Annotated in this window: 24 protein-coding genes; 13 read left to right on the forward strand and 11 right to left on the reverse strand. The window is 65.2% G+C overall.

Annotated elements, in window-relative coordinates; genetic code table 11:
- Positions 1-46: 46 nt before the first annotated feature.
- From AB0I14_RS21045 to AB0I14_RS21070, 6 genes are read right to left on the reverse strand one after another with little or no spacing between them, the layout of a single operon-like run.
- Positions 47-1,201 carry a lipid-transfer protein gene (locus AB0I14_RS21045; protein WP_358026363.1) on the reverse strand — a complete coding sequence of 385 codons (1,155 nt, stop codon included), beginning with the start codon at positions 1,199-1,201 and terminating at the stop codon, positions 47-49.
- 2 nt (positions 1,202-1,203) lie between these two features.
- Entirely contained in the window at positions 1,204-1,614 is a 411-nt protein-coding gene (locus tag AB0I14_RS21050; RefSeq protein ID WP_358025581.1) for a MaoC family dehydratase, read from the reverse strand.
- Positions 1,611-2,591, reverse strand: a complete 981-nt coding sequence (locus tag AB0I14_RS21055) for a bifunctional MaoC family dehydratase N-terminal/OB-fold nucleic acid binding domain-containing protein (protein ID WP_358025583.1) — start codon at positions 2,589-2,591, stop codon at positions 1,611-1,613. Before AB0I14_RS21055 ends, AB0I14_RS21050 begins: the two co-directional genes overlap by 4 nt.
- A gap of 14 nt (positions 2,592-2,605) precedes the next feature.
- A complete protein-coding gene (fadE29, locus tag AB0I14_RS21060; RefSeq protein WP_358025585.1) occupies positions 2,606-3,769 on the reverse strand; it encodes an acyl-CoA dehydrogenase FadE29 in 1,164 nt (387 codons plus the stop codon).
- A complete protein-coding gene (locus tag AB0I14_RS21065; RefSeq protein ID WP_358025587.1) occupies positions 3,769-4,773 on the reverse strand; it encodes an acyl-CoA dehydrogenase family protein in 1,005 nt (334 codons plus the stop codon). The genes fadE29 and AB0I14_RS21065 overlap by 1 nt, the downstream gene beginning before the upstream one ends.
- A 36-nt stretch (positions 4,774-4,809) precedes the next feature.
- Positions 4,810-6,078: a cytochrome P450 gene (locus tag AB0I14_RS21070; RefSeq protein WP_358025589.1), complete on the reverse strand. Its 1,269-nt coding sequence runs from the start codon at positions 6,076-6,078 to the stop codon at positions 4,810-4,812.
- 167 nt (positions 6,079-6,245) lie between these two features.
- Between AB0I14_RS21070 and AB0I14_RS21075 the strand changes: the two genes are divergently transcribed.
- The 6 genes from AB0I14_RS21075 to AB0I14_RS21100 all read left to right on the forward strand — a co-directional run bounded on the left by AB0I14_RS21075 (position 6,246) and on the right by AB0I14_RS21100 (position 13,135).
- Positions 6,246-7,397 (forward strand): steroid 3-ketoacyl-CoA thiolase, encoded by a 1,152-nt coding sequence (locus AB0I14_RS21075; protein WP_358025591.1) that lies wholly within the window; start codon positions 6,246-6,248, stop codon positions 7,395-7,397.
- Positions 7,397-7,771 (forward strand): hypothetical protein, encoded by a 375-nt coding sequence (locus AB0I14_RS21080; RefSeq protein ID WP_358025593.1) that lies wholly within the window; start codon positions 7,397-7,399, stop codon positions 7,769-7,771. The genes AB0I14_RS21075 and AB0I14_RS21080 overlap by 1 nt, the downstream gene beginning before the upstream one ends.
- A gap of 10 nt (positions 7,772-7,781) precedes the next feature.
- On the forward strand, positions 7,782-8,261 hold the full coding sequence (locus AB0I14_RS21085; protein ID WP_358025595.1) for a nitroreductase family deazaflavin-dependent oxidoreductase: 480 nt from the start codon (positions 7,782-7,784) through the stop codon (positions 8,259-8,261).
- A 198-nt stretch (positions 8,262-8,459) separates the two neighbouring features.
- The gene (locus AB0I14_RS21090) at positions 8,460-9,929 is read left to right on the forward strand and encodes a histidine phosphatase family protein (RefSeq protein ID WP_358025597.1); all 1,470 of its coding nucleotides are present in this window, start codon (positions 8,460-8,462) and stop codon (positions 9,927-9,929) included.
- A 248-nt stretch (positions 9,930-10,177) separates the two neighbouring features.
- On the forward strand, positions 10,178-11,599 hold the full coding sequence (locus AB0I14_RS21095) for a histidine phosphatase family protein (protein WP_358025599.1): 1,422 nt from the start codon (positions 10,178-10,180) through the stop codon (positions 11,597-11,599).
- Between the two features lie 195 nt (positions 11,600-11,794).
- Positions 11,795-13,135 carry a histidine phosphatase family protein gene (locus tag AB0I14_RS21100; RefSeq protein WP_358025601.1) on the forward strand — a complete coding sequence of 447 codons (1,341 nt, stop codon included), beginning with the start codon at positions 11,795-11,797 and terminating at the stop codon, positions 13,133-13,135.
- Positions 13,136-13,207: 72 nt separating this feature from the next.
- On the opposite strand, the gene AB0I14_RS21105 is transcribed toward AB0I14_RS21100, so the two are convergent.
- Together AB0I14_RS21105 and AB0I14_RS21110 are read right to left on the reverse strand one after the other, a co-directional pair.
- Complete coding sequence (locus AB0I14_RS21105; RefSeq protein WP_358025603.1) at positions 13,208-14,125, reverse strand: SDR family oxidoreductase; 918 nt, start codon at positions 14,123-14,125, stop codon at positions 13,208-13,210.
- Between the two features lie 43 nt (positions 14,126-14,168).
- Complete coding sequence (locus tag AB0I14_RS21110) at positions 14,169-14,948, reverse strand: SDR family oxidoreductase (RefSeq protein ID WP_358025605.1); 780 nt, start codon at positions 14,946-14,948, stop codon at positions 14,169-14,171.
- 59 nt (positions 14,949-15,007) lie between these two features.
- Between AB0I14_RS21110 and echA20 the strand changes: the two genes are divergently transcribed.
- From echA20 to ipdC, 4 genes are read left to right on the forward strand one after another with little or no spacing between them, the layout of a single operon-like run.
- Positions 15,008-15,766: a (7aS)-7a-methyl-1,5-dioxo-2,3,5,6,7,7a-hexahydro-1H-indene-carboxyl-CoA hydrolase gene (gene echA20, locus AB0I14_RS21115; protein ID WP_358025607.1), complete on the forward strand. Its 759-nt coding sequence runs from the start codon at positions 15,008-15,010 to the stop codon at positions 15,764-15,766.
- Entirely contained in the window at positions 15,759-16,673 is a 915-nt protein-coding gene (gene ipdA, locus AB0I14_RS21120; protein WP_358025609.1) for a cholesterol ring-cleaving hydrolase subunit IpdA, read from the forward strand. The genes echA20 and ipdA overlap by 8 nt, the downstream gene beginning before the upstream one ends.
- Complete coding sequence (gene ipdB / locus AB0I14_RS21125; protein ID WP_358025611.1) at positions 16,670-17,419, forward strand: cholesterol ring-cleaving hydrolase subunit IpdB; 750 nt, start codon at positions 16,670-16,672, stop codon at positions 17,417-17,419. The genes ipdA and ipdB overlap by 4 nt, the downstream gene beginning before the upstream one ends.
- Positions 17,420-17,422: 3 nt before the next feature.
- Entirely contained in the window at positions 17,423-18,493 is a 1,071-nt protein-coding gene (gene ipdC, locus AB0I14_RS21130) for a (3aS,4S,5R,7aS)-5-hydroxy-7a-methyl-1-oxo-octahydro-1H-indene-4-carboxyl-CoA dehydrogenase (protein WP_358025613.1), read from the forward strand.
- A 100-nt stretch (positions 18,494-18,593) separates the two neighbouring features.
- On the opposite strand, the gene AB0I14_RS21135 is transcribed toward ipdC, so the two are convergent.
- Positions 18,594-19,856: a helix-turn-helix domain-containing protein gene (locus tag AB0I14_RS21135; RefSeq protein ID WP_358025615.1), complete on the reverse strand. Its 1,263-nt coding sequence runs from the start codon at positions 19,854-19,856 to the stop codon at positions 18,594-18,596.
- Positions 19,857-20,064: 208 nt separating this feature from the next.
- On the opposite strand from AB0I14_RS21135, the gene AB0I14_RS21140 reads away from it, so the two are divergent.
- The 3 genes from AB0I14_RS21140 to AB0I14_RS21150 all read left to right on the forward strand — a co-directional run bounded on the left by AB0I14_RS21140 (position 20,065) and on the right by AB0I14_RS21150 (position 22,090).
- The gene (locus AB0I14_RS21140) at positions 20,065-20,190 is read left to right on the forward strand and encodes a hypothetical protein (protein ID WP_358025617.1); all 126 of its coding nucleotides are present in this window, start codon (positions 20,065-20,067) and stop codon (positions 20,188-20,190) included.
- A gap of 33 nt (positions 20,191-20,223) precedes the next feature.
- Positions 20,224-20,916 (forward strand): methyltransferase, encoded by a 693-nt coding sequence (locus tag AB0I14_RS21145; RefSeq protein ID WP_358025619.1) that lies wholly within the window; start codon positions 20,224-20,226, stop codon positions 20,914-20,916.
- Between the two features lie 151 nt (positions 20,917-21,067).
- Positions 21,068-22,090: an FUSC family protein gene (locus AB0I14_RS21150; protein WP_358025621.1), complete on the forward strand. Its 1,023-nt coding sequence runs from the start codon at positions 21,068-21,070 to the stop codon at positions 22,088-22,090.
- Here AB0I14_RS21150 and AB0I14_RS21155 read toward each other — a convergent pair.
- Both AB0I14_RS21155 and AB0I14_RS21160 read right to left on the reverse strand, forming a co-directional pair.
- Entirely contained in the window at positions 22,059-22,694 is a 636-nt protein-coding gene (locus tag AB0I14_RS21155) for a DUF1345 domain-containing protein (protein WP_358025623.1), read from the reverse strand. The two genes, AB0I14_RS21150 and AB0I14_RS21155, sit on opposite strands and share 32 nt — an antisense overlap.
- Entirely contained in the window at positions 22,694-24,991 is a 2,298-nt protein-coding gene (locus AB0I14_RS21160; RefSeq protein ID WP_358025625.1) for an FdhF/YdeP family oxidoreductase, read from the reverse strand. The genes AB0I14_RS21155 and AB0I14_RS21160 overlap by 1 nt, the downstream gene beginning before the upstream one ends.
- Positions 24,992-25,021 lie beyond the last annotated feature (30 nt).

A 25,021-nucleotide genomic window follows, 5' to 3' on the forward strand; every position in this document is an offset into this window, starting at 1 on the left:
AACCGGAGCAAACATTACCGTGCCCGAAGGGGGTGGCGATGCACCTTTATCCGAGGATGAGCCCGGAGGTCGGCACGCCGGTGCCCGCGGTGACCAGCACATGCTCCACGCCGTCGACCTGGTTGACCGAGGTACCCCGCAACTGGCGTACGCCCTCGGCGATGCCGTTCATCCCGTGGATGTAGGCCTCACCGAGCTGACCACCGTGGGTGTTGATCGGTAGCCGGCCGCCGATCTCGATGGCGCCGCCGGCAATGAAGTCCTTGGCCTCGCCCTTACCGCAGAAGCCGAGCTCCTCGAGCTGGATCAATGTGTACGGGGTGAAGTGGTCGTAGAGGATCGCCGTCTGGATGTCGTCGGGCGACAGGCCACTCTGCTGCCAGAGCTGACGGCCGACGAGCCCCATCTCGGGAAGACCGAGCTCGTCGCGGTAGTACGAGTACATCGTGAACTGGTCGGTTCCGGCGCCCTGAGCGGCGGCCTCGATGATCGCCGGCCGGTGCTTGAGATCCTTGGCCCGCTCGGGCGTGGTGACGACGATGGCCACACCGCCGTCGCTCTCCTGGCAGCAGTCCAGCAGCCGCAGCGGTTCGGCGATCCACCGCGAATTCTGATGATCCTCGATGCTGATCGGCTTGCCGTAGAAGAACGCCTTCGGGTTGGTCGCGGCGTGCTTGCGGTCGGCCACCGACACCGCACCGAAATCGGCACTCGTGGCGCCGTATTCGTGCATGTACCGCTGAGCGATCATCGCCACCGACGCGGCCGGTGTACTCAGCCCGTGCGGGTACGACCAGCTGTACTCGACGCCACGCGAGTCGGCGTTGACGGTCAGGCCGGTCATCACCTGGCCGAACCGGAATTCCGAGCGCTCATTGAAGGCCCGGTAGGCCACAACGACTTCCGCGACACCGGTCGCGACGGCCAGAGCCGCCTGCTGCACCGTCGCGGCCGCGGCGCCGCCGCCGTAGCCGATCTGGCTGAAGAACTTCAGATCCCCGATCCCGGTCGAGCGGGCCACGGCGGTCTCCAGGTTGGAGTCCATCGTGAACGTCACCAAGCCGTCGACATCGGACGCCTTGAGGCCGGCGTCGTCGAGTGCGTCGAGCACCGCCTCGGCGGCCAGACGCAGTTCACTGCGACCGGAGTTCTTGGAGAAGTCGGTGGCGCCGATACCGGCGATGGCGGCTTTACCGGACAGGCTCACTGTGCGCCTCCCAGAGCCAGGGTGGACGTGGCGATGACGTGGTTGCCAAGGCTGTTGCTGCCCACCACTTTCAAGGTCACCAGGTCGCCCTCGATCTCGGTGACCTCACCGGTGAAGGCGATCGTGTCGTAGGCGTACCACGGCACTCCGAGTCGCAGCTTGATCGATTTGATGACGGCGTTCGGTCCCGCCCAGTCGGTCACGTAGCGGCCGACCAGCCCGGTGTCGGTGAGGATGTTGACGAAGATGTCCTTGGAACCCTTGGCTTGCGCCTTGTCCCGGTCGTGGTGCACATCCTGGTAGTCGCGCGTCGCGATGGCGGTGGAGACGATGAACGTCGGGTCGCCGTAGATCTTGAGTTCGGGGAGGCTAGTGCCCACGCCAACATCGGAAACAGTCAGGCTCATGCTTGCGGCTCCCATGCGTACAACGTCCAAGCCGGACTGATCTCACTGTCCGGGAAGTCGATATAGGTTGCGGTGACCGGCATTCCGATCTTCACCTGATCGGCGTCGACACCCCGCAACTCGCCCAGCATCCGGACCCCTTCCTCGAGTTCCACGAGGGCGATCACGAACGGCAGGGTGCGCCCGGGCACCTTCGGCGCGTGGTGCACGACGTAGCTGAACACCGTGCCCTTGCCCGAGGCCACGACGTAGTCGTCCGGCGTGACCGGCTCCTGGTAGTCCTTCCACACCGCGGGCACCGGCGGATGCTGCAGCGTCCCGTCGGGGCGACGCTGGATCCGAAGTTCGTGAGCGTTGATGCCGTCCCAGAAGAACTTGGTGTCCCGCGACGAAGACGGCCGCATCAGCTTGTCCGGATCGAGATCCTCAGGGATGACAGCTGTTTCAGCTGAGTCCTCCGCGGCCTGCTTTCCGGCCGGGAGAAACTTCATGATCCGCCAGTCCATGTCGGCAACTTCCTCGTCACCGACATGCCAGCGAATCTTCTGATTGATGAAGTAGCCCTCACCCAGCGCGGTCTGCTTGGGGCCGACGATGCCGACGATCTCGGCGCTCATCACCACCTGCTCGCCGGGCTCGAGGTAACGGTGATAGGTCTGGTCGCAGTTGGTGGCCACGACGCCGACATACCCGGCGTCGTCGAACAACTTCATCGCACGGCCGAGCGGATCATCGTCGGAGCGGGTGCGGCCCAGACCCATCATGGTCCAGACCTGGATCATCGCCGGCGGCGCCACGATGCCGGGATGCCCTGCAGCTCTTGCTGCCTCCGCGTCCACGTAGATCGGGTTCTTGTCGCCGATCGCATCGGTCCAGTGGTGAATCATCGGCTGATTCACCAGATCCCGAGCCACCGTCGGCTTGCTTCGACCAGCCGCGATGATCTCGTCGATGCCGGCCTGCAGATTCGCGCTCATGTCAACCCTTCGCTCTACCGGGTCACTCTCGGCACCCGGAGGCCCGACGCCGCGATCATCTCGCGCATGACCTCGTTGACGCCACCGCCGAAGGTGATCACCAGGTTGCGCTTGGCCATCTTGTCCAGCCAGACCAGCAGTTCGGCGGTCTCCGAGTCGGCCGGGTTGCCGTAACTGCCGACGATCTCTTCGGCCAACCGGCTGACTTCCTGGATCCGCTCGGTCGAGAACACCTTGGTGGCAGCGGCATCGGCCACGGCGATGGTCTCGCCGGAGGCCGCGACCTGCCAGTTGAGCAGTTCGTTGATCCGCCAGATCGACTTGATCTGCCCCAGAAGGCGTTTCACGTCGTCCTGCTCGATCGGTGTGACACCGTCCGAACCGGGCTTCGATGCCCAGGTGTGCACCTGGTCGTAGATGCCGGCGATGCGGCCGGCCGGCCCGAGGCCGACCCGCTCGTGGTTGAGCTGGGTGGTGATGAGCTTCCAGCCGCCGTTCTCCTCGCCCACGAGCATGTCGGCGGGCACGTGCACATCGTTGTAGTACGTCGCGTTCGTGTGGTGCGCCCCGTCGGACAGGATGATCGGGGTCCAGGAGTAGCCGGGATCCTTGGTGTCGACGATCAGGATCGAGATGCCCTTGTGCTTGGCTGCGGTCGGGTCGGTACGGCAGGCCAGCCAGATGTAGTCGGCGTCGTGCGCGCCGGTGGTCCACATCTTCTGTCCGTTGACGATGAATTCGTCACCGTGACGGACCGCGGTGGTACGCAGGGACGCCAGATCGGTGCCGGCGTCGGGCTCGGAGTAACCGATGGCGAAATGCACTTCACCGGCGAGAATTCCGGGCAGGAACTTCTTCTTCTGTTCCTCGGTGCCGAGGGCCTGCAGGGTGGGGCCCACCGTCTGCAACGTGACCATCGGCAACGGGATATCGGCGCGGTTGGCCTCGTTGATGAAGATCTGCTGCTCGACGGGACCGAAGCCCAGGCCGCCGTACTCCTTGGGCCAACCGACGCCGAGCTTGCCGTCGCTGCCCATCCGCTTGATCACCGTGCGGTAGGCCTCGTTGTGCCGGTCGGACTCCATCGCCTTGGCCTCATCGGGCGTGATGAGAGTCGAGAAGTATTCGCGCAGTTCGGCTTGCAGCGCGCGCTGCTCCGGGGTCAGATCGATGAACATTACGCTCCCACCAAATCGAGGCGATGCGACGGACCGCCCAACAGCCGGGTCAGATCCTTGATCGAGGAGTAGTAGCGGTCCATCGGGTAGGTGATGTCCATACCCATACCGCCGTGCAGGTGATGGCACAGCCGCATGGCCGGCGCGGCCTGCGAGGTGAACCAGTAGCCCAGGATGGCCAGGTCCTCGTCGGTGTCAAGGCCCTCGGACAACCGCCACAGGGCCGAGGTGGACACCAGAGAGATTGTCCGCGAAGCGATGTAGACCTCGGACAGCTGTGCGGCGACAGTCTGGAACGTCGACAGCGGACGGCCGAACTGCTCGCGGGTGGCCACATAGTCGGCGGTCAACCGCAGCGCGCCGGCCACCAGACCGGCGGCGAACGCGCCGGTGGCGGCGAGCGCCAGCTGGTTGACCCGGTGCGCAGTCGCGCCGCCGAGCACGTCGCCGGCGTCGACCGCGACGTCGGCGAAGGTGACCACGTATTCGTCGGAACCGTTGGAGGTCGGGGTCTTGGTGACCGTCACACCGTCGGCCGCGGGTGAAACCACCACCACCGCGTTGTCGGCGGTGACCAGCAACCACTTCGCCGTCTCGGCATAGGGCACACCGACTTTGGTGCCGTTGAGCTTGCCTTCGGCGAAGTTGGTGGCGGGCCGCTCGGGCAGCGACTGCCCGGGCTCGTTCAGCGCCGCCGAGAGCACCGCACCTGTCGCCACACCGGCGAGGTAACGGTCCTGCTGGGCGTCGGAGGCCAGGTCGAGGAGCGGCACCAGACCCAGGCCGATGGTGGCCAGCGCCGCACCGGTGGTGCCGTGCCGACCGATCTCGGTCAGCGCGGTGGACAGCTCGGGCAGACCCAGACCGTCACCGCCGAGTCGTTCGGGCACTCCCAGCGCCGCGACACCACCGGAAACCAGGGCATCCCAAGAGTTGTCGCGTTCCAGAACGGACGTCACCACATCGGCGACGGCCTGCTGTTCCGGGTTCGGTGTGAAATCCACCCGAATCCTCCTTGATTCGTCGAGGGCCTCAGTGACTCAAGCTTGTTTCGCCGGCTCGCCCGCGACCGGGCACGTGCCCGTGAAGTCCACCGGCCAATGCTTGATGCCGTTGAGCCAACCGGACTTCAGCCGCTCGGGGTCGCCGACCGGCTTGAGGTCGGGCATGTGATCGGCCACCGCGTTGAAGATCAGGTTGATCGTCAGGCGAGCCAGGTTGGCGCCGATGCAATAGTGCGCCCCGGTGCCGCCGAAGCCAACATGCGGGTTGGGATCGCGAAGGATGTTGAAGCTGAACGGATCGTCGAACACGTTCTCGTCGAAGTTCGCCGAGCGGTAGGACATCACGACGCGCTCGCCGGCCTTGATCTTGACGCCCGAGATCTCGGTGTCCTCGCTGGCGGTGCGCTGGAAGGCCGACACCGGCGTGGCCCACCGGATGATCTCGTCCACGGCGGTCTTCGGCCGGTCCTTCTTGAACAGCTCCCACTGATCGGGGTTCTGCGAGAACGCGATCATGCCGTGCGTGATCGAGTTACGGCTGGTCTCGTTACCGGCGACGGCCAGCATGATGACGAAGAAGCCGAACTCGTCGTCGGACAGCTTCTCACCGTCGATGTCGGCCTCGATCAGCTTGGTGACGATGTCGTCGGTCGGGTTCTTACCCCGCTCCTCGGCCATCTTCATGGCGTACGAGATGAGCTCGAAGGAGGACATCGCCGGATCGACATCGGCGTACTCGGGGTCATCGCCGGCGGTCATCTCGTTGGACCAGCGGAACAGCTTGTCGCGATCGTCCTGGGGAACACCGAGCAGTTCGGCGATGGCCTGCAGTGGCAGCTCGCAGGACACCTGCTCGACGAAGTCGCCGGTGTTCGACGCCGCGGCGTTCTTGGCGATCGCCTGGGCACGCGAGTTCAGCTCGTCCTCGAGCCGCGAGAGTGCGCGGGGGGTGAAGCCACGCGAGATGATCTTGCGCAGGCGGGTGTGGTGCGGTGCGTCCATGTTGAGGAGGACGGCCTTCTGCAGGTCGACGGCCTCGCGGGTCATCTCCTGGGGCCAGACCGGGATCGCGCCGTTCATCGAGCTGGAGAACACGTCGCTGCGCAGCGAGACGTCCTTGACGTCCTCGTGGCGGGTGACGAGCCAGTAGCCCTTGTCGCCGAAGCCTCCGGTGCCACCGGGCACGTCGACCCAGCGAACCGGCTCGGCCTTACGAAGCTCGGCAAGCTCTTCGACCGGCAGGCCCTTGAGGTTGAGCTCAGAATCGAGGAAGTCGAATTCCTTGGGGATGTTCGGGCAGCCCATGTGTCTAACTCCTAGTGTCTGCGGCAAGCCGTGCGCGTAGCCAGCAATGCTTGAAACAACGTGGTCTAGTACCAATTGAGACCATTGAAACACGGCTTGACCGCAGATCAAAGGCAGTGATACATCCGCGCTTGTCAGAGTAATGAAACGTGTTCTAGCCTGACTTCATGGGTAACCCTGTCATCGTCGAAGCCACCCGCAGCCCCATCGGCAAGCGCAACGGCTGGTTGTCCGGCCTGCACGCCACCGAGCTTCTCGGAGCCGTCCAGAAGGCCCTCATCGAGAAGGCCGGAATCGACCCCGGCAGCGTCGAGCAGCTCATCGGCGGCTGCGTCACGCAGTACGGCGAGCAGGGCAACAATGTCACCCGGCAGTCCTGGCTGGTCGCTGGACTGCCCGAGCATGTCGGTGCCACCACCGTCGACTGCCAGTGCGGCAGCGCCCAGCAGGCCAATCATCTGGTCGCGGGTCTGATCGCCACCGGCGCCATCGACATCGGCATCGCCTGCGGCATCGAGGCAATGAGCCGCGTCGGCCTGGGGGCCAACGGCGGCGGCGCCCGCGCCGCGTCGTGGGACATCGACCTGCCCAACCAGTTCGAGGCTGCCGAGCGGATCGCCAAGCGCCGCGGCATCACCCGCGCCGATGTGGATGCGCTGGGTCTGGCGTCGCAGCTGAAGGCCAAGCAGGCCTGGGCCGAGGGTCGTTTCGACCGGGAGATCTCCCCGATCGAGGCACCGGTCATCGACGAGAACAAGCAGCCGACCGCGGAATGGAACACCGTCAGCCGCGACCAGGGTCTGCGGGACACCACCGCTGAGGGCCTGGCCGGGCTGAAGCCGGTGATGGAGGGCGGCATCCACACCGCCGGTACGTCCTCGCAGATCTCCGACGGCGCCGCGGCGGTGCTGTGGATGGACGAGGACAAGGCGAAGGCGCTGGGCCTCAAGCCGCGCGCCCGCATCATCAGCCAGGCCAACGTCGGCGCCGAGACCTACTACCACCTCGACGGCCCGGTGCAGTCCACCGCGAAGGTCCTCGAGAAGGCCGGCATGAAGATGGGCGACATCGACCTGGTCGAGATCAACGAGGCGTTCGCCTCGGTGGTGCTGTCCTGGGCTCAGGTGCACGGTGCCGACATGGACAAGGTCAACGTCAACGGCGGCGCCATCGCCCTCGGCCACCCCGTCGGATCGACCGGTGCCCGCCTGATCACCACGGCGCTGCACGAGTTGGAGCGCACCGACAAGAGCACCGCGCTGATCACCATGTGTGCCGGGGGCGCGCTGTCCACCGGCACGATCATCGAGCGCATCTAGTGCCTGTCTCTGAAGCGGACCGCATCGCGGCGGCCCAGGCCTATATCGATGCGCTGGCGACGCATGAGGCCGACGCGGTGCCGTTCACGGCGGACTGCATCCGCATCGAGATGGGCCTGAAGACCGGCCGCTCCGGTGATCACTTGCGGCGCAGCCTGAACAACGGCCCGCAGTTCAAGTTGATCGAGAAGACGACGCCACCGGAATACAGCGTCGACGGCGACAACATCCGCGCCAAGTTCGACGTACTGACCAAGCCACGCCTGTTCGGATGGCGGGTCTGCTCGCACGTCGACGAGACGTTCCTGATCCCCGAATCCGACGGACAGATCCACCACATCCGCGCGTCCCTGACCCCGTTCCTCAGCCGCTAAGGTCCACCGCATGGCCAACACCCCTCGCCCGCTGAGCCCCAAACAGGTCGAACGCCTCAACGCGAATTCGACCGGCGCCGCCATCAAGTGGATGTCGCGCGCCCAGACCTGGATCTTCAAGAAGACGGGCGGGCGGTTCGGCGACAAGTTCCTGCGTGGCGCCGAAGTCGGCATCCTGACCACGATCGGGCGCAAGTCGGGCGAGGAACGTGACAGCCCGCTGCTGTTCCTGCAGGAGGGCCGGCGCATCGTGCTGGTCGCCTCGCAGGGCGGCCGTGCGACCAACCCGATGTGGTACCTGAACCTGGTGGCCAACCCCGAGGTGAAGTTCCAGACCAAGCGCGAGACCCTGGAACTCACCGCGCGCGACGCCACCGATGCCGAACGCGACGTGTACTGGCCCAAGCTCGACGCCATGTATGCCGACTTCGTGAACTACCGGTCCTACACCGACCGCAAGATCCCGATCGTGATCTGCGACCCGGCCTGACCGCCTACAACGCGCAGCGCCCCCGGACTTTGTCCGGGGGCGCCTTTCTGTTGCCAGGTGTCCTGGAGCTGGCCAATTACGCAACTCTGCGTAGCAGAATTGACGAGTGAACAGAATTTTGATTATGTTCTGTGAGCGCGCACACAGTTAACGGCAAGTGAGCGGCAGCCCACGTTTTCGTGAACCGATGGAGACCCTATGCAACGACCCAATCGACGCCGGGCTGCCGGTGCCGCCGCAACCACCCTGACGGCGTGTTCTTTGTTCGCCGCTGCCACCCTGCCGGCCGCGGCGATGACCGTGACGTTCATCCGGCACGCCGAGTCTCAGGGCAACGCCTCCGGATACATCGACACCAGCACCCCGGGGCCGCACCTGACCAACGATCAGGTGAACCAGAACGGCGGCGCCACCGGTGAGCAGCAGGCGCTGGACTGGGCCAATGCTCAGTGCCCGACCGCGGAGTGCACCAAGTACGACGCGCTCTACGCCTCGACCATGATTCGCACCCAGGAGACCGCAGCGCCGTTCGCCGCCAAGCGCGGGTTGCCGGTCACGGTCCTGGGCGCGTTCGACCCGGATCACCCGCAGCAGAACTCCGGCGTACAGGAAATCAGTGCCGGCATCTTCGAGGGCCTGCCCGAAAGTGAAGGCATCGGCCGCATCGGCTACATCCTCGCGCCGTTGGCGTGGACCATGGGCCTGCAGTTCGTCCCGATCCCCGGTGGCGAAAACGGCCTGGAGTTCAACGAGCGCGTGACGAATGCACTTACCCAGGTCGAGGACGACACCACCGACACCAATGGTGACGGCGAGGTCGACGCCGCGGTGTTCTCGCACGGCGCCACCATCATGATGTGGACGATGATGAACGTCGACAACCCCAACCTGTTGCTGATCGTGCAGCATCCGTTGAACAACACCGACACGGTGGTCGTGGAGAAGAACGACGACGGTAGCTGGACCCTCAAGGAATGGGCCGGCCAGGAAGTCGGACCGGCGAACTACCCGACCCAGATGTTCGTCAATGTGCGTGACCTGATCGTCGCCCCACAGAAGGCGATCTACAACATGCGTATCCCGGTTCTCTCGCTGGACGCGCAGGGCATCGTCACCACGGGCGCCCAGGGCCTCCAGGACGTCGCACAGGCCGGGGTCAAGTTCGTGACGGATTCGGTGACCGACACCGTCAACGCGATCACCGGCATCCCCGGCTCACTGGGCCAGTCGACAACGCAGGTGTCGAAGCTCAGCACTCAGAAGGCTGTCACCGAACGTAGCGCCCCGACAGTGGCTGACCTCGCCGAGGACGCAAAGTCCGCCGTCGAGAACGCCACCGAGGACACCAAGGCTGTGGTTGAGAAGGTCAGCGAGGGCGCCACGTCGGCGGTCGAGAAGACCACCGAGTCGGTCGAGAAGACCACCGCGGTCCGTACCACCAACGGCGCCACCAAGCTGAGCGACGGCAACAAGGCAGAGCCGGGTAAGGCAGTCTCCGCGGTTCGCGACCGGGCCAACCGTGCCGCGGACGACGTGCGTAGCGGGATCGAATCCTCGGCCAAGCAGGCGCGTGAGACCGTCAAGAAGCTCACCGGTGCCGACAAGGCGGAGAAGTCCGACAAGTCCGACAACAACACGGCCAAGCCGAAGGCCAAAGACGCCGCGTGAAATAGGCGGTAGCGCAATGTAATACCAACCGGGTCGGTCCCCCTCCTCGCTCGAGGAGGGGGACTGAGCCGCATCTGCACCGCCTGGATCAGGGCGGTAGCAGAATCGAAATCCTTGTCAAATTCCTTCCCACACAACGGGATAACTGCGCATCTTCACAGCCAATGGTCAGACAATTCAACTGGCCGGCCAGCGCAGTGTCACCGGCAGGTCACGTGAAATCCCTACAGCCACAATGGAGGAAACACATGAACCGCCGCAGAGGTGACGCGCCGACGTCACGATACCGAAGTCTCCTAGGGGGTGTCGCCCTGGCATTCCTCGCGTTCTTCATGGCGATGCCCGTGGCCCATGCCGCCGAGGTCATGCGTGTGACGTTCGTCCGCCATGCGGAGTCGGAGGCCAATGCGAACCACATCATCGATACCACCATCCCCGGCCCCGGCCTCACCCCGACCGGCCGGCAGCAGGCACAAGCGTTGGTAGACAAGCTCGGTGACAACAACTACGACGCGATCTACGCCTCGACCATGCTGCGCACGCAGCAGACCGCGACCCCGATGTCGCAGTACCTCGGCTTGCCGATCCAGGTGGTAGACGGCATCTCGGAGATCCCCGCAGGCGCGTTGGAGGGCAAGTCCCAGGACCAGTACGGAACTGCCTACATCCTCGCGCCGCTCAAATGGGCCGGCCTCCTGCCTGGCGCACCCGCCGACCTCACTGCAACGCAACCGGGTACCGACTTCGACGGCAATGATTTCAACGCTGGTGTGAACAATGCCCTGAAGGGCATGTACGACAAGGGCGATCGGAACGCCATCGTGTTCTCACACGGCGGCACCATCATGTTCTGGACGATCATGAACGCGAACAACCTCAGCATGGCCCAGAAGGGCATGCTGCTGAGCCAGTACACGTTGGGCAACACCGATTACGTGGTCGTCGAGGGCAATCCGGAAGATGGCTGGACCCTGGTGGACTGGAACGGTCAGAAGTTCGCACCGGAGCCGTCTTTCGAGCACGAGGTGGGGCTCCAGTTCCGCACCCTCAGCCGGCAGCTGCAGCAGGCCGCCAACAGTGTTGTGCAGTCCTTCGCCTCAGGAAATCCCGCCACCATCGCCACCGCGATCAACCGCGGCATCGCTGATGCGGGCTTCTCGGTGCTCAAGTTCAATCGTGCGATCAACGCCGAGATCATCAAGCGGACGACCGCTGCGATCCCGACCAGCACCGAAGATCTGCAGCAGAAAGTGTCCACCGAGGTGGAGAACGTGAAAGCCGCGGTGAACACCAACGTCGTCACGCGCAACCTCACCGCGGCACCGGAGGCGGTCAGCGAGACCGTCACGGCCGCAAGCCAGCGGGACGACGAGACCTCAACCGGCCCGGCGGTGAAGACGAAGGTTCAGGAGACCCTGGACAGCATCGCCACACCGCGTCGCGCGACCAATCTGTCCGATGGAAACAAGGTCGTGCCGGGCGTCACGAAGTCGCTCGGCCGTACCGGCGAGAAGGTTCAGACCGCGGTCAAGGAAGCCCAGGATCAGGTGTCGTCGTCGATCAAGAAGTTCGGTGACGCCGTCAAGAAGGCCACCGGCCAGACCGGCAAGCCTGCCGCCGACAACGACGGTGCCGGCAACGACACCGCCGGTAACAAGGATGCCGCCTAACCAGTCGGCATTCTCAAGGGGCGCCCCGGACCAGTTGGTCCGGGGCGCCTTTTTGCATTCGCGCCAAAAGCAACAAAAGGGACCAATTCCTCTGCTTTGCAATCCGTGGCAATAACCAGTCTCAAACATCGAGACATCTGAACAATGCCCAGCAACTCAGCCATACGCTCATTTCGCTCCACCTGTACACAACGATTGGAGGAACGCAGCAAGATGAGTTATTTCAGGCGCTCGGGTATCCGAGCGACGATTGTAGGCACGGGAATGCTGTTCCTGGCATTTCTCCTGGCCATTCCTGCCGCGCACGCCGCGGAAGTCATGCGTATCACTTTCATCCGCCACGGTGAATCGACAGCGAATGCGGCGAACGTTGCCGACTCTTCCGTCCCGGGTCCGGTGCTCACCGAGAAGGGCCGGCAACAGGCCCGCGACATCGTAAAAGTGCTCGGCGACAACAACTACGATGCGATCTACGCCTCGACGATGGTCCGGACCCAACTGACCGCGGCACCGATGGCGGAGTATCTGGGCCTTCCGATCCAGGTTCTTCCCGGCCTGCAGGAAATCGAGGCGGGAATCTACGAGGGCACTCCCGAATCCGACGCCGTCAAGGGCTACCTGCAGGCGCCACTGAAATGGTTGCAGGGCGACCTGGACGCCCGGATCCCGGGCTCGATCAATGGCCGAGAATTCGATGCCCGCATGGACGGCGCAATTCAGACGATGTACGACAACGGGGACCGGAATGCCGCAGCATTCTCGCACGGCGGCGCAATAATGTTCTGGGTTTTCCTGAATGCAGAAAATGCGGACCCGATGTGGCTGATGACCAATCCGCTGCGAAATACCGGTTACGTGGTGGTCGAGGGCAATCCTGAGGACGGCTGGCGCGTCGTCAACTGGAACGGAACCGAGATCGGTCCCGAAACCCCGTTCCGTGTCGAGGCGTTCCGTCAGCTGCGCACGCTGTCGAGGCAGTTGCAGCAGGCCGCAGATGGTGTTGTGCAGTCCTTCGCCACACGTGATCCGGCCGCCATCGCCACCGCGATCAACCGTGGCCTTGCCGATGCCAGCTTCTCCGTGACCAAGTTCAGCCGGGCGATCAACGCCGAGGTCATCCAACGCATCGACAAGGCAATCCCCAAGAACGAGAACGAATTACGCGACAAGCTGACGGCTGGCGTCGAGAGCGTCAAAACGGCCGTGCAGAACACCACCCGCGATGTCACCGAGGCCACCGAGGCCACGGCGGACAATGCCCAGGCCGCCTCTGTCGCCAAGCCGGCCGTGACCGGATTGCCGTCCAAGCTCAAGGCGCGTTCTGGTGCAACGGATCTCAGCGATGGCAACAAGGCCGCGCCGGGTGTCGCGAAGGAACTGAAGCGCTCGAGCGACAAGGTCAAGGCCGCTGTCGAGGACGCCCGTGATCAGGTGTCATCGTCGGTGCGCAACATGAAGGATGCGGTCAAGAAGGCCACTGGCCAAACCGCGCCGAGCGACCCGAAGGACAAGGCGGAAAAGAAGGACGCCGCCTAACGCGCGACCGGACACAAAACTGCCCCTTTTCGCTTGAAAAGGGGCAGTTTTATGTCTGATCGACGGAGAGAACTACGCGCCGTAGACGGGAACCGCGGGGCGAGCCTTGGCCAGCAGGTCGTTGACGACCGGGCCCAGCTCGGCGGGATCCCACTTGGCACCCTTGTCGATCTGCGGACCGTGCGCCCAGCCCTCGGCGACGCGGATCTTGCCGCCCTCGATCTCGAAAACCTTGCCGGTGACGTCACGCGACTCGACGCTGCCCAGCCACACCACCAGCGGGGAGATGTTCTCCGCGGCCATGGCATCGAAGGCATCGTCCTGGGTGGCCATCATGTCGGCGAAGACGGTCTCGGTCATCCGGGTGCGGGCGGAGGGCGCAATGCCGTTGACGGTGACGCCGTAACGACCCATCTCAGCCGCGGCCACCAGGGTCAGCGCGGCGATGCCGGCCTTGGAGGCGCTGTAGGTGGCCTGCCCGACACTGCCCTGCAGGCCGGCACCCGAGCTGGTGTTGATGATGCGGGCTTGAAGCTGGTCGGGGCCGGTTTCTCCGCTCTTCACCTTGGCCCGCCAGTACGCGGCGGCGTGCTTCATGGTGGCGAAGTGCCCCTTGAGATGCACGGCGGTGACGGCGTCGAATTCCTCTTCGGTGGCGTTGGCGAACATCCGGTCACGCACGATGCCGGCGTTGTTGACCAGGACGTCGAGGCCGCCGAAGGCATCAACGGCGGTCTGGATCAGGCCTTCGGCCTGCGCCCAGTCGGCGACGTTCGCACCGCTGGTGACGGCTTCGCCTCCGGCCGCGACGATCTCGTCGACCACGTTCTGCGCGGCGCTGCCACCACCGGCCGGCGACCCGTCCAGGCCGACCCCGATGTCATTGACCACGACGCGGGCACCTTCGGCGGCGAAGGCGAGCGCGTGCTCACGTCCGATACCGCCACCGGCACCCGTCACGATGACCACGCGGCCGTCGAGCAATCCCATAGTTCTTCTCCTTAATTCCTGGCCGACTTAGTTTCTGACCGAATTATTTGTTGGCGTTCGAGGCGTCGAGGTAAGTCGGCGGTTCACCACCGCCATGCACCTGCAGCGCCGCCCCACTGATGTAGGACGCCGCGTCAGAGGTCAAAAATGCTGCGGCCCAGCCGATATCGGTGGGCTTGGCCAGCCGGCCCAGCGGGACGGTGGCAGCCACCGCGGCCACCGACTCGGCGTCCCCGTAGAACAGTTCGGACTGTTCGGTCTCAACCATGCCGACCACCACGGAGTTCACCCGCACTTTGGGCGCCCATTCGACAGCCAGCGTAGTGGTCAGATTGTCGATGCCGGCTTTGGCCGCGCCGTAGGCGGCGGTACCCGGGGTGGGCCGGTGCGCGCTGACGCTGGAGATGTTGACGATCGAACCGCCGGTCTCCTGCTTCTGCATGACCGCGTTGGCGTGCTGGGAGACCGAGAGCGGCCCGAGCAGATTGAGCCCGATGATCTTGGCGCTGAACTTCGCCGACGCATCGGCTGCAGCCACGTAGGGCGATCCGCCGGCGTTGTTCACCACGGCGTCCAGCCGACCGTGCTTGGCCACGATGGCCTCGATGAGCGCGGCGACCGAGTCGTCGTCGCGGACATCGCAGCTGTGGAATTCGTAGGGCAATCCCTCAATCGGACGGCGTGCGCAGGTCACCACAGTGGCGCCCTGACCGGCAAAAACCGCGCTGATTCCAGCGCCAACCCCTCGCACTCCGCCGGTCACCAGGACCACCTTGCCGGTCAAACCCAAATTGATGGCACCGGCTTCTGGCGTATCGGTCACTGTGCTAGCGTACCAAGCAAGTGCTTGCTTAGGTAGCGACCCCTTCAGGAAGTGGATTGATGACGATCACCACCAAGACAGTCGAGCCGGGCATCGTCTCGGTCACCGTCAACTACCCGCCCGTCAACGCCATCCCGTCGGCCGGCTGGTTCGAACTCGGCGATGCGATCACCGCCGCAGGCCGCGACCGCAGCACCCACGTGGTGATCCTGCGGGCCGAGGGCCGTGGCTTCAACGCCGGTGTGGACATCAAGGAGATGCAGAACACCGAAGGCTTCACCGCGCTCATCGACGCCAACCGCGGCTGCTACCACGCGTTCAAGTCCGTCTACGAGTGCGAGGTCCCGGTCGTCGCAGCGGTCAACGGCTTCTGCGTGGGCGGCGGGATCGGCCTGGTCGGCAACGCGGACGTGATCGTCGCCTCCGACGACGCCAAGTTCGGCCTCCCCGAGGTGGAGCGCGGAGCGCTCGGTGCCGCCACGCACCTCTCCCGCCTGGTCCCCCAGCACCTGATGCGTCGCCTGTTCTTCACCGCCGCCACCGTGCCCGCCGAGACGCTGCACCACTTCGGTTCGGTGCACGAGGTGGTCCCGCGCGCCGAGCTCGACGAGGCCGCGCTGCGCGTGGCCCGCGACATCGCCAGCAAGGACACCCGGGTGATCCGGGCGGCCAAGGAGGCGCTGAACTTCATCGACGTGCAGCCCGTCAACGCGCGCTACCGGATGGAGCAGGGCTTCACCTTCGAACTCAACCTGTCCGGTGTGTCCGACGAGCACCGTGACGCCTTCGCCGGAACCGAGAAGGGGAAAAATGACTGACAAGAGGACAACTCTCGACGAGGCCGTCGCCTCGATCGAAAGCGGTATGACCATCGGCATCGGCGGCTGGGGCTCGCGGCGCAAGCCGATGGCCTTCGTGCGCGCACTGCTGCGCACCGACGTCAAAGACCTGACCGTGGTCACCTACGGCGGTCCGGATCTGGGCCTGCTCTGCTCCGCGGGCAAGGTCAAGCGCGCCTACTACGGCTTCGTGTCCCTGGACTCGCCGCCGTTCTACGACCCGTGGTTCGCCAAGGCCCGCACCACCGGTGCGATCGAGGCCCGCGAGATGGACGAGGGCATGCTGCGCTGCGGCCTGCAGGCTGCCGCCCAGCGGTTGCCGTTCCTGCCGATCCGCGCCGGTCTCGGTAGCGATGTCCGCACGTTCTGGGGCGACGAGCTCAAGACCGTGAAGTCGCCGTACCCGACCGACGGCGCCTACGAGGAGCTCGTCGCGATGCCCGCGCTGAACCTCGACGCGGCCTTCGTGCACATGAATCTCGGTGACGCCCAGGGCAATGCCGCCTACACGGGCATCGATCCCTACTTCGACGATCTGTTCCTGATGTCGGCGCAGCGTCGTTTCCTGTCCGTTGAGCGCGTGGTCTCCACCGAGGAACTGGTCAAGGCCGTTCCGATGCAGGCCCTGCTGATCAACCGCATGATGGTCGATTCCGTGGTCGAGGCTCCCAACGGTGCGCACTTCACCACCAATGAGCCCGACTACCGGCGCGACGAGAAGTTCCAGCGCCACTACGCAGAGGCCGCCGGCTCCGAGGAGACCTGGGCCGAGTTCGTCAAGACGTATCTGTCCGGTAGCGAGGCCGATTACCAAGCGGCCGTGCGGAAGTTCAAAGAAGCCGCTGCGGACGCGAGGAGCACCGAAAACAAGGAGGCCAGCAAGTGATTGCCGTGACCCGCGCCGAGGTGTGCGCCGTCGCCTGCGCCGAACTGTTCCGCGATGCCGGCGAGATCATGGCCAGCCCGATGACCACCGTCGTCCAGATCGGTGCCCGTCTGGCCCGGCTGACCTTCTCCCCCGACATCGTGCTGACCGACGGTGAGGCCCGGATCCTGGCCGATACCCCGGCGATCGGCGCCCCCTTCACCGTCGAGGGCTGGATGCCGTTCAACCGGGTCTTCGAGACCCTGGCCTGGGGCAAGCGCCATGTGGTGATGGGCGCCAACCAGATCGACCGCTACGGCAACCAGAACCTGTCGGCGTTCGGCCCGATCCAGCAGCCGACCCGGCAGATGTTCGGGGTCCGCGGCGCCCCCGGCAACTCGATCAACCACGCCACGAGCTACTTCGTGGGTAACCACTCCAAGCGCGTGTTCACCGAATCGGTGGACATCGTCTCCGGAATCGGCTGGGACAAGGTCGATCCGGAGAACCCGGCCTACCGGTTCGCCAACATCTACCGCGTGGTGTCCAACCTGGGCGTGTTCGACTTCAACGGCCCCGATCACCAGATGCGGGCAGTGTCGCTGCACCCCGGCGTCGAGGCCGATCAGGTCGCCGACAACACCTCGTTCGAGGTGCACGGTCTCGACACCGCGGAAACCACCCGGCTGGCCACCGACGAGGAACTCAAGCTCCTGCGTGAGGTCATCGATCCAAAGTCGTTGCGCGACAAAGAGGTCAAGGTTTAGAGAATGGGCAAGCTCAAGACTCCGCTGACCGAGCTGGTCGGCATCGAGCATCCCGTCGTGCAGACGGGAATGGGCTGGGTGGCCGGTGCACGACTGGTCGCCGCAACCTCCAATGCCGGCGGGCTCGGCATCCTGGCGTCAGCGACGATGACGCTCGAGGAACTGCAGACCGCCGTCACCAAGGTCAAGGCCGCCACCGACAAACCCTTCGGCATCAACATGCGTGCCGACGCGGGCGATGCCGGTGCGCGCGTAGACCTCCTGATCCGCGAAGGAGTCAAAGTCGCCTCCTTCGCTCTAGCTCCCAAGCCCGAGCTGATCGCCAAGCTGAAAGACGCAGGCGTCGTGGTGATCCCGTCGGTCGGCGCGGCGAAGCACGCCAAGAAGGTGGCAGGCTGGGGTGCTGACGCGGTGATCGTGCAGGGCGGTGAGGGCGGTGGCCACACCGGCCCGGTCGCGACCACGCTACTGCTGCCCTCGGTGCTCGACGCTGTCAAGGACACCGGCATGCCGGTGATCGCGGCGGGCGGTTTCTTCGACGGCCGCGGCCTGGCCGCGGCGCTGTCCTACGGTGCCGCGGGCGTGGCGATGGGCACTCGTTTCCTGCTGACCGCGGATTCCACCGTGCCCGACGCCGTCAAGGAGCGTTACCTGCAGGCCGCGCTGGACGGCACCGTGGTGTCCACCCGCGTGGACGGCATGCCGCACCGGGTGCTGCGCACCGGTCTGGTGGAAAAGCTCGAGAGCGGTTCGCGGGCACGCGGTTTCGCCGCAGCGATCGGCAACGCCCAGAAGTTCAAGAAGCTCTCCGGGATGACCTGGTTGTCGATGGCCAAGGACGGCATGGCCATGCGGCACGGCAAAGAGCTCACCTGGTCGCAGGTCGTGATGGCGGCCAACACCCCGATGCTGCTCAAAGCCGGCCTGGTGGAAGGCAATACCGACGCCGGCGTGCTGGCCTCCGGCCAGGTGGCGGGCATCATCAACGATCTGCCGACGTGTGCCGAACTGGTCGAGAAGATCGTCGACGACGCTGTCGCGCATCTGCAGTCCGCCTCGGGCTACATCCAGTAACTTTCTCGCCGAGCAGACACAGAATCGCCCTTTTCCGACGCGAAAGGGGCGATTCTGCGTCTGCTCGCGGATTACCGGTGCCGGACCGGTGCAGTAGCACTCAGCGCAGGAGCACTGCACCCAGCTGGTGGCACAGCAACAACGCCAGCTCAACGGTGAGCCGGTCATCGACGATGGGACGCCCGCGCCGCTCGACGGCGCGGGCTACCCGGTACTTCACCGAATTGGTGTGCATGTGGAGTAACTCGGCCGCCGCCTTGTAGCTGGAACCACTACCGAGGAAGGCGCGCAGGGTCTCCCGCAGCCGCTCGTCGTTCTCGGTGTTCTCGGCCAGCGGCCCGAGTACGTCACGTACCCACTGAGCGGCCGATTCGACATTGCCGCCGAGCAACGCGGCCACCGAGACTCCGTCGTCGCCGGCGGCAATGAATCGCCGAGCCGGCGAGCCGGCCGCGATGGCCACCGACCGCGCGTCCTGGGCCTGCCGGTGTGAGTGCCGGAATCCGTCGACGCCGGGCAACGCGTCGCCAACCGCGATGAATGGCCCGTCACCGAAGTCGCGTAACCGGTCCACCACATCGTCAGCAGCCTCGCCGGGCACCGGGATCCACACCCACGCCGTCACCCGGTCGACGGAGATGAACAGTGGGCTCTCCTTCGAGCCGATCGATTCGGCGAACCCGGCGAAGTACCGCTCCATCGCCGACAACTCGTTGCCGGCGTCGGAGTCATCACACCAGGCCACACCCGCCAGGTGAATTCGATTGAGCGGGTACCGGATTGCGTTGGCGGCCGCGTCAACGTCGACATCGGTACCGGCTGTGAGCAATTCGCGAACCTTCGACATCCGCACGCTGTTGCGCGATTCCAGCCAGCGCTCTCTCTCATCCTGGTACGCGCCAACAATCTGCTGGGAGATCTCATCGATGTAGTCGAAGGAGACCGCCTCCATCTGCTCGTACACGGCCAGCGCCAGCTCCGGCGTCAAGCCTGCAGCGCGCACCTCTTCGAGGACGAACCCGAGCGTCGCGCGATGGCCCAGCCGGTATGCCCGCGTCAACGCATTTGCCGACACATCGCGTTGAGCCAGCCGCCGAGCGTATTCGAGCGCGGATGTCGGCGGCCCAATGGTGTCCACCGATATTCCGTGCCGCACCGCCGAGAAGAAAGTCTCGATATTGGCGCCGACGGAATCACTCAGCAACTGCTGAAGCTGCTCCTCACCACGAAGTTCAGATATTTCAGCAATAAGACATCGTTGCACGGCCGCAGTGATGGCGGGCAGCTTGTCGGCGAGCCGGCCGGTGACGGCGAGGCTGGCTGACGCGATCGTCGCCTCGTCCAAGGGACGGACACCGGGCATGCTTAAACCGTAGTTCCCCAGGTCCAGGCAGTGGCGAATTCCGCGGAACCACCCCATTTGTCCCCCGGGGACATATCGCAACCGATATTTCAGCCGCTCGGGACATCGTCAGAGTCACATCGGCTTTGTAACGTACGTCACGAACGCAACACCAAGTCCTCTACCAGTTGCGACAGCCAAAAATCCCCGCCACGAAAGTGAGTTCCGCATGTCTGTGCTCGGCTTCTTCTCTCTGTTCTTCATCGGTCTGTTCCCGATCCTGGTCCCCGCCACCACTTCCACCGCGCGGGCGATCGCGGGCTGGCGTCGTCGCCGCCTGGCCACCGCTGGATAGCCATCGTCGCGGCCGGCCCGGCACAGTGGACGGATGGACATCCGTCGCGTCGAACACCCGCTGGTGAGGCGGGCCGCCGAAGGACTGCATGATTTCAACAGCAGACACCCGTGGAGCCACAACGACCATTTCCACCGTTGGATCCTGTCGAACCTGCCCAGGCATCGCGGGACCGCAATCGATATCGGGTGCGGTCAAGGCGGGTTGGTGGCTCAGCTGGCTCCCCGTTTCACGCACGTCCACGGAACGGATCTCGACGCGGGGATGCGCGCCGAAGCGAGCCGGCGGTGCGCCGGGCTGACCAATGTCACCATCGACGACGGCCAACTCGGCAAACTCGACGGTCCCGTCGACCTGATCACGATGGTGGCGGTCCTGCACCACCTCGACGTCGAGCAGGCGCTGACCGAGGTCAAACGTCTACTCGCACCCGGCGGCCGGTTTCTCGTCGTCGGCCTGGCCGCACCGCTGTCGGCGCGGGACACGATGTGGGACTTGGCTTCCGCAGTCACCAACCCGCTCATAGGTCTGATCAAGCATCCGCGGCCGGCGCCCGGAGGGCCGGTGCCCCCGCCGTTCCCGGTTCGCGACCCGCAACTGAGTTTCGATCAGCTGCGGGCTGTTGTCGGAAGGGTCATGCCTGGAGCCGAGATGCGCCGTCGACTGGCGTTCCGGCACACCATTTCCTGGACCAGCGATCAGAGCAGCATGGCCGGTCCGAAATGATGGCACGCCAGCTTCGCCACATCCGCAGACCGCGTGACCGATAGGCAGCTCCGATCAGCTCGTCGGAAACTCCGCTTTGACGAGTGCATCGCGGTGGTGCAACCTCGATTGAGGTTGCACCAACACAGTTTTCATCGATCGGAGAATCCAGATGCGCACCGTCGAGGTGTACGCGCGGGTGCGCATCGCGATGACGCCTCCACCGGGCGATCATCGCCCGGCACTGCGGGTCGCCCTCGGCCTGGCGGTGCCCGGGGCGGCGCTGCTCGTGGCCGGACGCCCGGACCTGATGATCTACGCAGTGTTCGGTGCCGTCACCGGGATGTACGGCCGGGCCGAGGCCCGGCAACGTCGCATCGTCCATCAGACCCAGGCGGCTGCCATCCTGGTCGCCGGCGTCACCATCGGCGTGACACTGGCGAACGTGCACGCGCATCCCTGGGCGCTGGTAGTCACCGCGGTCGCCTTCGTGACGGTGGGTTCGGTGGTGACCGACCGCCTGGCACTCAAACCGGAGGGACCGTTCTACGGGGTGTTCGCCCTCGGCGCGGTCGCCACGATACCGGCTGGCCGGGTTTCGCCGTTGGCGGCCGTCTCCATATGCGCCGCAACGGCTTTACTGTGCATCCTGCTCGGCGCCCTCGACGCACCGCGTGCTGCCCCCATCCCACTCCTTGCCGCCACCCCCGCGCAGAACGTGATGATCCACGCTGCCCGGTATGCGGCCGCCGTCGCGACGGCGGGCACCGCAGGTCTATTTCTCGGGGTGGACCATGCCAACTGGGCGATCGCCGCTGCCGCCGGTCCGATGGCCGCGGCCGACACCGGTGGCCGGGTCCGCCGCGGTGTGCACCGCTTGATGGGGACACTCATCGGGCTCGTGGTGGCCGCGCTGCTCCTGGTTCCTCATCCCAACGAGTACATCCTGGCCGTCTGCGTGATGGTGCTGTTATTTCCCACCGAACTGTTCATGGCACACCATCACGCGATCGCCCTGGGGTTCTTCACCCCGCTGATCATGCTGATGACCGATCTGGCCGAGCCGGCGGAGCCGCTGGCGCTGCTCACCTACCGCGGAATCGACACCGTCATCGGCGTCGCCGCGGCCATCGGCGTCGCAGTGCTGCTGCCCGGACCCGGCCTCAGCTGGACACGATGCCGACGACAAGGTTGATCGTCGTCGCCAGGATGACGGTGCCGAACAGATACGACAGCAGGCAATGCCGTAGTGCCACCGCGCGAATCGTCGTGTCGGTGACGCTGGTGTCCGAGACCTGATAGGTCATTCCCAGGTTGTAGCTGAAGTAGAAGAAGTCGCGGAATGCCGGTGGGTCGTCGGAGTTGAAGTCGATGCCGCCCACCGCCGGTGTGTAGTAGAGCTTCGCGTATCGCGCCGCGTACATCAGGTGCATACCGGCCCACGCCATGAAAACCCCGGCCAGAGCGGCCGTTGCCGCAGTCGGATCGCTGTGCGAACCACCGTGCACGAGCATGAAGACGATGCTGACCAGCGCACCGACCGCGGCCGCCACGATCACGAGCTCGTCGACCACCGGGTTGAATGCTTCCTGATGTGCGTGACGGTGGGTGGCCTCGGCGTCCATGGGCCACAGCAGAATCCAGCCTGCGAGAACGAAAACAGCTCCCGTAGCGGCGATCCCAACCAGTACACCGAGCGGAGCATCGGTCAACGCACCGGTGACGGCACCGGCGCCGACCCCGACGATCACCGATCCGCCGAGCCTGCCGGGCGCCGAGAGCAGTCTGGACGCGTGCATCAGGCCGAGGGTTCCACAGTCACCTTGACATTCTTCATGATCGGCTGGTCGCTCTGGGTGCTGTAGTCCCCGATAGCGCACAGCACGTTCATCTCGGGCATGTAACCCGCGGCGCAGCCGCGCGGGATGCCGTACGGAATCGCCTTGTAGCGCCTCAACGATCGGGTACTGCCGTCGCGCGCGGTCGCGACGATGTCGACGTCGTCGAACTCCTTGATGCCGCGGTCGGCCATGTCCTGCGCATTCATGAAGACCAGTGTGCGCAGGTTCTTCACGCCGCGGTAGCGGTCGTTGTCGGAGTAGATGGTGGTGTTCCATTGGTCGTGCGACCGCAGCGTGGCCAGGATCAGGGTGCCCGGCGCGGTGCTGCCGTCGGGTAGGTCGGCCGCCGAGAACTCGGCGCGGCCGGACGGGGTGAGGAAGATCAGTTCCCGCGCGGGCTGCTTGATCCGGAAGCCCAGCGGCAGCCGCACCCGTCGGTTGAAGTCCTCGAAACCGTTGAGCACCTTGGCCATTGTGTCCCGGATCCGGTCGTAGTCCTCGACGTACCAGCTCCACGGTGTGGCACTGGTGGGCAGTGCGGCCTGGGCGATCCCCGCGATGATCGCCGGTTCCGACATCAGGTGTGGCGAGGCGGGCTTCTTCATCCCGAGCGAGAGGTGCACCATGCTCATCGAATCCTCGACCGAGGTGGACTGCACCCCGGCCTTGTGGTGGTCCTTCTCGGTACGGCCCAGGCAGGGCAGGATCAGTGCCCGGCGGCCATGGATCACATGGCTGCGGTTGAGTTTGGTGCTCACCTGCACGGTGAGATCGCACTTCTGCAGCCCCGCGAACGTGTACGCGGTGTCAGGGGCGGCACTGGCGAAATTGCCACCCATACCGACGAACACCTTGAGCTCGCCGCGGTGCATGGCCTCGATGGTGTTGACGGTATCCATTCCGTGCGCGCGCGGCGGCTCGATTCCGCACACGTCGGCGAGCCGGTCGAGGAAGGCCGCGGCCGGCCGGTGGTCGATCCCGCAGGTGCGGTTCCCCTGCACATTGCTGTGGCCGCGCACCGGCGACGGGCCGGCGCCTTCGCGCCCCAGATTGCCGCGCAGCAGAAGCAGATTGACGATCTCCCGCACGCTGTCCACGCCGTGCTCGTGCTGGGTGACACCCAGGCACCAGCTGATGATGCTGCGGTCGGCATCGCAGTAGATCGTGGCCGCCTTGCGGATGTCTTTCTCACGGACGCCGGATTTGTATTCGATCTCGTCCCACGACGTCGCCTCGCACACCGCGCGGTAGTCGTCGAAACCGACCGTGTAGCGGTCGATGAACTCCGCGTCGAGCGCCTTGGGATCGGTATCCGCTTGTTCCAGAACGGCTTTGGCGATACCGCGGATGAGTGCCATGTCTCCGCCGATCCGGGGCTGCAGGTTGAGCGTGCCCGTCCTGGTGGATTTGAAGGTCGCCATCCGCAGAAAGTCGTGCGGGATGATGGTCTTGGTGGCGCCGGCCTCGACCAGCGGGTTGATGTGCACGATCTGCGCGCCCCGGCGGTAGGCCTCGGACAGCGCGGTCAGCATGCGCGGCGCGTTGGAGGCGGCGTTGACGCCGATGATGAACAACGCGTCCGCCGTCTCCCAGTCCTCGAGGTCGACGGTGCCCTTGCCGGTGCCCAGCGCGGCTTGCAGCGCGCGCCCGCTGGCCTCGTGGCACATGTTGGAGCAGTCCGGCAGATTGTTGGTGCCGAGCTCGCGGGCCATCAGCTGGTACAGGAAGGTGGCCTCGTTGCCGAGACGGCCAGAGGTGTAGAACGACGCCTGATTCGGGTCGTCCAGATCTGCCAATGCCCGGCCGACCACCTCGAACGCGTCGTGCCAGCTGATCGGTTCGTAGTGATCGGTCTCGGAGTTGTACACCATCGGGTCGGTCAGCCGGCCCTGGTCTTCGAGCGCGAAATCGCTCCAGGACGCCAGTTCGGAGACGGTGTGCTGGGCGAAGAAGCCCGGACCGCAGCGCTTGTGCGTCATCTCCCACGTGACGTGTTTGATTCCGTTCTCGCAGATATCGAGTTTGAGGCCTTTCATGTCATCGGGCCAGGCGCAGCCCGGACAGTCGAAGCCGCCGTCCTCGTGGTTCATCTTCATGATCGCGCGGGGGCCGTCGATGGGCTCGCGCTCGCGGATCAGGAACTCGGTGACGCTCTTGGCGGCACCCCATCCGGCCGCGGGGTGATGGTAGGGATGGAACGCCGGTTGGTCATGCCCCTCGGCGTCAGTGCGCTGTTCGGTGCCCCGGTCTGTCATGAGTTCAGTCTGCGCGCCGGGAAACACCGG

Origin of the sequence: Mycobacterium sp. NPDC050441, assembly GCF_040655355.1 — a bacterium.
Taxonomy (GTDB): domain Bacteria; phylum Actinomycetota; class Actinomycetes; order Mycobacteriales; family Mycobacteriaceae; genus Mycobacterium.

What these genes read in the sequence shown, in the direction of transcription:
- AB0I14_RS21050 (WP_358025581.1), bottom strand. Translation starts at nt 1,614, where the DNA reads ATGAGCCTGACTGTTTCCGATGTTGGCGTGGGCACTAGCCTCCCCGAA.
- AB0I14_RS21055 (WP_358025583.1), bottom strand. Translation starts at nt 2,591, where the DNA reads ATGAGCGCGAATCTGCAGGCCGGCATCGACGAGATCATCGCGGCTGGT.
- fadE29 (WP_358025585.1), bottom strand. Translation starts at nt 3,769, where the DNA reads ATGTTCATCGATCTGACCCCGGAGCAGCGCGCGCTGCAAGCCGAACTG.
- AB0I14_RS21070 (WP_358025589.1), bottom strand. Translation starts at nt 6,078, where the DNA reads ATGGGCTGCCCGAACATCCCCAAGGAATTCGACTTCCTCGATTCTGAG.
- AB0I14_RS21075 (WP_358025591.1), top strand. Translation starts at nt 6,246, where the DNA reads ATGGGTAACCCTGTCATCGTCGAAGCCACCCGCAGCCCCATCGGCAAG.
- AB0I14_RS21085 (WP_358025595.1), top strand. Translation starts at nt 7,782, where the DNA reads ATGGCCAACACCCCTCGCCCGCTGAGCCCCAAACAGGTCGAACGCCTC.
- AB0I14_RS21090 (WP_358025597.1), top strand. Translation starts at nt 8,460, where the DNA reads ATGCAACGACCCAATCGACGCCGGGCTGCCGGTGCCGCCGCAACCACC.
- AB0I14_RS21095 (WP_358025599.1), top strand. Translation starts at nt 10,178, where the DNA reads ATGAACCGCCGCAGAGGTGACGCGCCGACGTCACGATACCGAAGTCTC.
- AB0I14_RS21105 (WP_358025603.1), bottom strand. Translation starts at nt 14,125, where the DNA reads ATGGGATTGCTCGACGGCCGCGTGGTCATCGTGACGGGTGCCGGTGGC.
- echA20 (WP_358025607.1), top strand. Translation starts at nt 15,008, where the DNA reads ATGACGATCACCACCAAGACAGTCGAGCCGGGCATCGTCTCGGTCACC.
- ipdA (WP_358025609.1), top strand. Translation starts at nt 15,759, where the DNA reads ATGACTGACAAGAGGACAACTCTCGACGAGGCCGTCGCCTCGATCGAA.
- ipdC (WP_358025613.1), top strand. Translation starts at nt 17,423, where the DNA reads ATGGGCAAGCTCAAGACTCCGCTGACCGAGCTGGTCGGCATCGAGCAT.
- AB0I14_RS21135 (WP_358025615.1), bottom strand. Translation starts at nt 19,856, where the DNA reads ATGCCCGGTGTCCGTCCCTTGGACGAGGCGACGATCGCGTCAGCCAGC.
- AB0I14_RS21140 (WP_358025617.1), top strand. Translation starts at nt 20,065, where the DNA reads ATGTCTGTGCTCGGCTTCTTCTCTCTGTTCTTCATCGGTCTGTTCCCG.
- AB0I14_RS21145 (WP_358025619.1), top strand. Translation starts at nt 20,224, where the DNA reads ATGGACATCCGTCGCGTCGAACACCCGCTGGTGAGGCGGGCCGCCGAA.
- AB0I14_RS21150 (WP_358025621.1), top strand. Translation starts at nt 21,068, where the DNA reads ATGCGCACCGTCGAGGTGTACGCGCGGGTGCGCATCGCGATGACGCCT.
- AB0I14_RS21155 (WP_358025623.1), bottom strand. Translation starts at nt 22,694, where the DNA reads ATGCACGCGTCCAGACTGCTCTCGGCGCCCGGCAGGCTCGGCGGATCG.
- AB0I14_RS21160 (WP_358025625.1), bottom strand. Translation starts at nt 24,991, where the DNA reads ATGACAGACCGGGGCACCGAACAGCGCACTGACGCCGAGGGGCATGAC.